Source organism: Vibrio sp. V38_P2S17PM301, from assembly GCF_009904845.1.
GTDB classification, from domain to species: Bacteria; Pseudomonadota; Gammaproteobacteria; order Enterobacterales; family Vibrionaceae; genus Vibrio; species Vibrio proteolyticus.
On sequence record NZ_WXWO01000014.1, the window covers coordinates 1 to 5,578 of the forward strand.

General features: G+C 43.5%; 8 protein-coding genes. 3 read left to right on the plus strand and 5 right to left on the minus strand.

Going from position 1 to position 5,578, the window contains the following annotated elements; genetic code table 11:
• Nucleotides 1–55: 55 nt before the first annotated feature.
• The 3 genes from CAG64_RS03225 (at nt 56) to CAG64_RS03235 (ending at nt 1,567) form a co-directional block, all read left to right on the plus strand.
• Complete coding sequence (locus CAG64_RS03225; RefSeq protein WP_161447605.1) at nt 56–424, plus strand: hypothetical protein; 369 nt, start codon at nt 56–58, stop codon at nt 422–424.
• Between the two features lie 45 nt (nt 425–469).
• Nucleotides 470–697 (plus strand): hypothetical protein, encoded by a 228-nt coding sequence (locus CAG64_RS03230; protein WP_161447606.1) that lies wholly within the window; start codon nt 470–472, stop codon nt 695–697.
• A 399-nt stretch (nt 698–1,096) separates the two neighbouring features.
• Nucleotides 1,097–1,567 carry an arsenate-mycothiol transferase ArsC gene (locus tag CAG64_RS03235; protein ID WP_161447607.1) on the plus strand — a complete coding sequence of 157 codons (471 nt, stop codon included), beginning with the start codon at nt 1,097–1,099 and terminating at the stop codon, nt 1,565–1,567.
• A gap of 134 nt (nt 1,568–1,701) precedes the next feature.
• Here the strand turns inward: CAG64_RS03235 and arsJ are convergent, their stop codons facing one another.
• The 5 genes from arsJ to CAG64_RS03260 form a co-directional block, all read right to left on the minus strand.
• Nucleotides 1,702–2,928, minus strand: coding sequence for an organoarsenical effux MFS transporter ArsJ (gene arsJ, locus CAG64_RS03240; protein ID WP_170935150.1), 1,227 nt, complete (start codon nt 2,926–2,928; stop codon nt 1,702–1,704).
• A 49-nt stretch (nt 2,929–2,977) separates the two neighbouring features.
• Nucleotides 2,978–3,475 carry a cyclin-dependent kinase inhibitor 3 family protein gene (locus CAG64_RS03245; RefSeq protein WP_094129684.1) on the minus strand — a complete coding sequence of 166 codons (498 nt, stop codon included), beginning with the start codon at nt 3,473–3,475 and terminating at the stop codon, nt 2,978–2,980.
• 12 nt (nt 3,476–3,487) lie between these two features.
• On the minus strand, nt 3,488–4,489 hold the full coding sequence (locus tag CAG64_RS03250; RefSeq protein ID WP_094148081.1) for an ArsJ-associated glyceraldehyde-3-phosphate dehydrogenase: 1,002 nt from the start codon (nt 4,487–4,489) through the stop codon (nt 3,488–3,490).
• A 21-nt stretch (nt 4,490–4,510) separates the two neighbouring features.
• On the minus strand, nt 4,511–4,852 hold the full coding sequence (locus tag CAG64_RS03255) for a metalloregulator ArsR/SmtB family transcription factor (protein ID WP_094129327.1): 342 nt from the start codon (nt 4,850–4,852) through the stop codon (nt 4,511–4,513).
• Between the two features lie 82 nt (nt 4,853–4,934).
• Nucleotides 4,935–5,312, minus strand: a complete 378-nt coding sequence (locus tag CAG64_RS03260; protein WP_094129324.1) for a hypothetical protein — start codon at nt 5,310–5,312, stop codon at nt 4,935–4,937.
• Nucleotides 5,313–5,578 lie beyond the last annotated feature (266 nt).

Below are 5,578 nucleotides of genomic sequence, written 5' to 3' on the forward strand. Positions count from 1 at the left end.
ACACGATGGAATCAGTGCGTCCTGAATTTCACTCACCAATAAGGAGAGCACCGTTATGACATTAATCAACACCCTACTCCGATACGCCGCTATGACCATCCTGTTTATTGGACTCACCGCTTGTGGCGACCAAGAAGAGACTCAAGCAGTAACAGCAGAAATTGAAGTATCGATATCGACTAACTCGCATTGGGGAACATTGGTCTTTGACCTTCAAGCCATCGCCGACACCACCGTAATCAGCAATGTGGTGATTAACCGTGGCAACTGCCGATTACCCGCAGGAACAGCCTCAGAGCTATCAAGAAACGTTTCGTTAAAGTTCGGCCAAACCTACACCGGATACAGCAACAACTGCACTGTGGACAGCGTTAAAGAAATCGAAGTCACCTCCAGCGCGGGCACCTTTGTCTACACCTTCTAACTTAATTCCCAAATAACACACTCAACCAACTCGTAAGGATCAACTATGAACAAGTCATCTCTACTTATCACTACAGCGTTAGTTTTCTCAACCTCTTCCGCCTTTGCTGGCGGAACGCTGGGCGGTAACCCATCCGCAGATTCGGGAGCCGTCAACGTCAGTGTGGGTAAATGTACTCAATACAAAATGGAGGTGAATGCGGCGCAACAGGAAGGTAAGGACGTAGCGAGCATCGCCGTTCCAGAAGGCTGTGAAGCCATCAAAGAAAAGTAATACCACCGGCAACGATAAGAAACGACAATGGGGAGCAATCACGCTCCCCATTCTTTTTTTTTGCTTCTATACACAAGCGGCACAATCAATAAGCCACATACAATAAGCCATCCTTCTAAACTCGTTTTTGGACAAAACTGTTTTAGAGAAATGGCTAATTTAGCAAAATAAAAATTACCTAAAGTATGGCAACCTCGCCTAAATGAGAGTCTAGTAATGCTGGTTCAGATCATTTCATAAAAAGCCATGACCCTTGCACAAAAAATGTCTTAACTGTAAACCAACTTCCCAAGAACCTTCGATAGGTAAAAATCCGACAGTACTCTATGGTTCAATAAATTGTAATAAAAGAGTGGTAAACGTCGTATATCGACATCTTTAATCCAACTGGACTGGTTCATGAAAATATTATTTGTGTGCAAACATAATGCAAGCAGAAGCATTTTGGCTGAAGCAATTGCAAACAAGTTTCTGCCCAGAAATTTCCAAATAGCAAGTGGCGGTAGCCATCCCAAAGGTCAGATTAATCCCCGTATCGCACAATACCTTGAAACACATGGTTTTGACGCTTCTAAGTTCCATAGTACTTCATGGGAAGAAAGACTGAGTTTTCATCCTGACTTAATAATCACAGTGTGCGATACAATGCACAATGAAACTTGTCCGAACTGGTTATCCGCAGGTGTCCGTGTTGCTTGGGATCTTGAACCATTACCAAATGATGAAGCTTCAGACTCGGATTTTAACAAGCAGTGCGATAAAGTATACTCCTCTCTAAAACGAAGAATTGGAGCTCTTGCAAACATCGATTTTCAAAATCTCGATTCTGAAGAAATAAAACAGCATGTGCTCGATCTGAAATCAATGTAGATAAGTGTATACGTAACGAACTGATACTACTTCATTAACGTTTTTTACAGCTCTCGCTTATTCGATGACTTGAGGTTAAAAAATAATGCCAGCAATCGTAGCTGGCATTGGTGAACAAATCTGCTTAGTTTTATTTATTGCTGAGCCAGTTTTTGATTTGTACCTATAGGCAGCCAAAACGAAATAATGGTCGTTAATGCTAAGAAGGCAAAGGATACCCATAGACAGGCTGAGAACCCCCACATTTGGAACACCCATCCAGATAGAATCGTCCCTATCAAGCGCCCCATTGCGTTTGCCATGTAGTAGAAACCGACGTCCAGAGACACACCATCGCCCTTGGCATAGCTGACAATTAAGTATGAGTGCAGTGATGAGTTCACAGCAAACACAGCACCAAAAATCATCAATCCAACGACAATAACCACTTCTGGGTGCCATTGCTGCTGAACACTGTAAGCAATTACGCCAGTCACTATAGACAATACCAACGCCCACACTATCGCGGCTTTACCATCTGGAGTATGCCCCGATTTACTGCCTGTTATCTTTGGTGCAATTCCTTGAATGATTCCGTAACCGATCACCCAAATAGCCAGGAATCCACCTACGGCGCTATGATCCCATCCAAACACAGATCCCAGATAGATAGGCAGTGCAATCACAAACCAAACATCACGCGCACCAAACAGGAACATACGAGCAGCGGATAGAATGTTTACGCTGCTAGATTTGGAAAAAATTTCAGAGAACTTAGGTTTATTTTTCGCTTTGCCCAGGTCGGATTTAAGGCTAATCACACTGCCGATAAAGACCAGTAAAAGAACACCAGCCATCGCAGCTACCGCATATTGGAAGCCAATCATCGATAACAACGCACCACCTAAGAAAAATCCTGCACCTTTTAGCGCGTTTTTAGAGCCTGTAAGTATGGCGATCCACTTATACAATGCTCCTTGCGCATTCTCTGGCACTAAGGTTTTGATGGAGCTTTTCGCACTCATTTTGTTTAGGTCTTTGGCAATACCTGACAAGGCTTGTGCCGCCATGACCCATGGAATCGAGAGCCAACTTGCAGGGACAGCCAGCATTGACAGAGCGATGATTTGCACTCCCAAACCGATATTCATCGTTCGGTTCAACCCAAGACGAGCACCTAGCCAGCCACCGATGAGGTTAGTGACGACGCCAAAGAATTCATAAAAAAGAAACAGGGAGGCGATCTCTAAGGTTGAATACCCCAAATCATAAAAATAGAGCACCACCAACATGCGTAATGCGCCATCGGTAACAGTGAAGTTCCAATAGTTAAATGTGACCAACATGTACTGGCGGACATTTTGGTTGAGTTTAGACAACATATTCACTCTCTTTAAAAAAAGAGCCGCCTAAGGCAGCTCTTCAAGGCTTCTATTGATTAGCAAATTGGTGGATGTACTCAACTTGTACATCTTTAGTAAACGCGCCAGGTCGTAATGACTGGACATGAGTGATGATTTCTTGCAACTCCCAGCCTTTCTCTAGCAAGAGATGGGCGGCAAGCAAACCAGTACGCCCTGATCCTCCCATACAATGCATCGCTATCTTTTCGCCATTTTCTATAGCTTTGTGTAACGAAGGGGATATATGTTTCCAGCGAGCCAAAAACGCTTCGTTTGGTGCGCAGTCATCTTCTATTGGTGTATGGAACCATTGCAAGCCTGCTTGCTCAACAAGGTCTGGCAAGTCACCAACACCTTTTTCTTGCATCTCATGAGTGCTCAGTGCCGTAACAACGATGGTTACACCTTGAGACTTTAGTTGATCAATACTGTCACTCAGCGACGCTTCTTTAGTGCCAGGACAAGGAGTCAGTATTAACGCTGCGTTATTGTCTTCAACAGGCAGTTCCCACGTAGGATGTGTCATTGGTTTGATTCCTTATGCTAGGCCGACTTTACGAACAAGTTCTGCGGTACGTGTTGCGTAACCCATTTCGTTGTCATACCACGCATAGATTTTCACCATACGCTTGCCAACAACCATAGTCGAAAGCGCATCGACAATCGTTGAACGTTGGTCGCCTTTGTAATCAATAGAAACAAGAGGGCGCTCTTCGAAACCAAGTATGCCTTTCAGCTCATTCTGCGACGCTTCTTTAAGTAAATCGTTCACCTCTTCAGCCGTGGTGTCACGCTTAACATCAAAAATAATGTCGGTTAATGAGGCGTTAGCTAACGGCACACGCACTGCATGACCATCAATTTTTCCTTTAAGTTCAGGAAAAATTTCGATAATCGCTTTCGCAGAACCTGTGGTCGTTGGGATCAAACTCATACCACAAGCACGCGCACGGCGAAGGTCTTTATGCGGTGCATCCAAAATGGTTTGCGTGTTGGTCAAGTCGTGAATGGTCGTAAACGATGAGTGTTCAATACCAAGTTGCTCGTGAATCACTTTGACGATAGGCGCAATGCAGTTGGTGGTACAAGACGCAGCGGTCACAATCTGGTGTTTCTCTGGATCAAAAATGTGATCGTTCACACCAACCACAATGTTAGCAATCCCATCTTCTTTGACTGGCGCGGAAACAACCACGCGTTTAACACCTTGCGCTAAATACTGATTCAAAAACTCAGATTTGCGGTGTTTGCCTGTTGCTTCGATGACCACATCACAACCAGACCAATCGACATCACTGATCGCTTTTTGTTGTGAGGTACGAATAACCTGACCGTTGGCAATGATCGCATTACCGTCGCTTGTCACTTCATGATGCCAACGGCCTTGTATTGAATCAAATTCGAGCAAATGAGCCAAGGTCGCCGCGTCACCCGCAACATCGTTAATCTGGATAAATTCGATCTCAGGCCAATCAAATGAGGCTCTTAATGCTAAACGACCAATACGACCAAACCCGTTAATTCCGACTTTAATAGACATTTTTATTTCCTTTTATCCCTTCTAAACACAGCATTCTGGGCGAGATTTCATCTCTGCCAGCCTTTGCATATCCTGTTGGTATTCTTGTTTCAGGCAGTTGGACTCCACCAGCCCTTGAATTTGTTTTCTCATCCATCCGGGCAGTTGGTCCGAGAGCCGATAAAACACCCATTGCCCTTGCCTTGTATCAACCACCACGCCACTGGAACGAAGTAGAGCCAGATGGCGAGAAATTTTCGGTTGGCTTTCATTTAACGCTTGCGTCAACTCGCCGACACACACTCGCTGCTCGCGTGCAATCATGAGCAAACAGCGCACTCTCGTTTCATCGGACAGCAACTTAAAAAACTGATGAGGTAGCATTTTACTTATCTCTGCATATGCGGATGTGCATATATATCATATAAAAAGAAATCGCTGTCAATATAAAAGTTACCGCTGACTTTTAAAGGATGATGTTAAAGCGAGAAGTAAAATAGCTGACAGCATGTTGCAGGGCTTTTGTTGCATTTTGATTACAATCGATTTCCCAATAAACCTGTTTTTGATATGCCTCTCGGCGTCTATCGTGTTGGTACATCGCATAGTTAATATCGATCACATAATCGTAAGCGGGCTCTAACCTCTGTGTCGGCTCGATGAAGGTGTAGCCAAAGTAACCCAACTTTTCCAAATGGCTTTGCTCGGGTAAGTCGATGCCGTCAATCGCTTCAAAAGTAATCTCATAGAAACTTCCAGCATTGATATACAACAGTTGAGCAGCGATACAAGCAAGGTCGGAGTTAGGGAAGCTAATCAAATGAACGGTTCTTTTATCTATCATGTTGCCAGCCTCCTTTACTGACATACTTAATTAAGTGGGTGTGTTTAGCAGAATATAGATGAAATTTCGAATTTCATTCACAAATATTTCACACTGTTAAACATTCAATCACCCCATAATTACTGAATAAATAAATATATCCTTCTGATTTTTAATAAAAACAATCTACTTATAAAACAAAAAAGCCAGAGTAGTCATAAATTTGTCACATAAAGTCTATTTTATTGTCACATTGTCCTCTCAGAATTTACCTAGCTAAACAATAC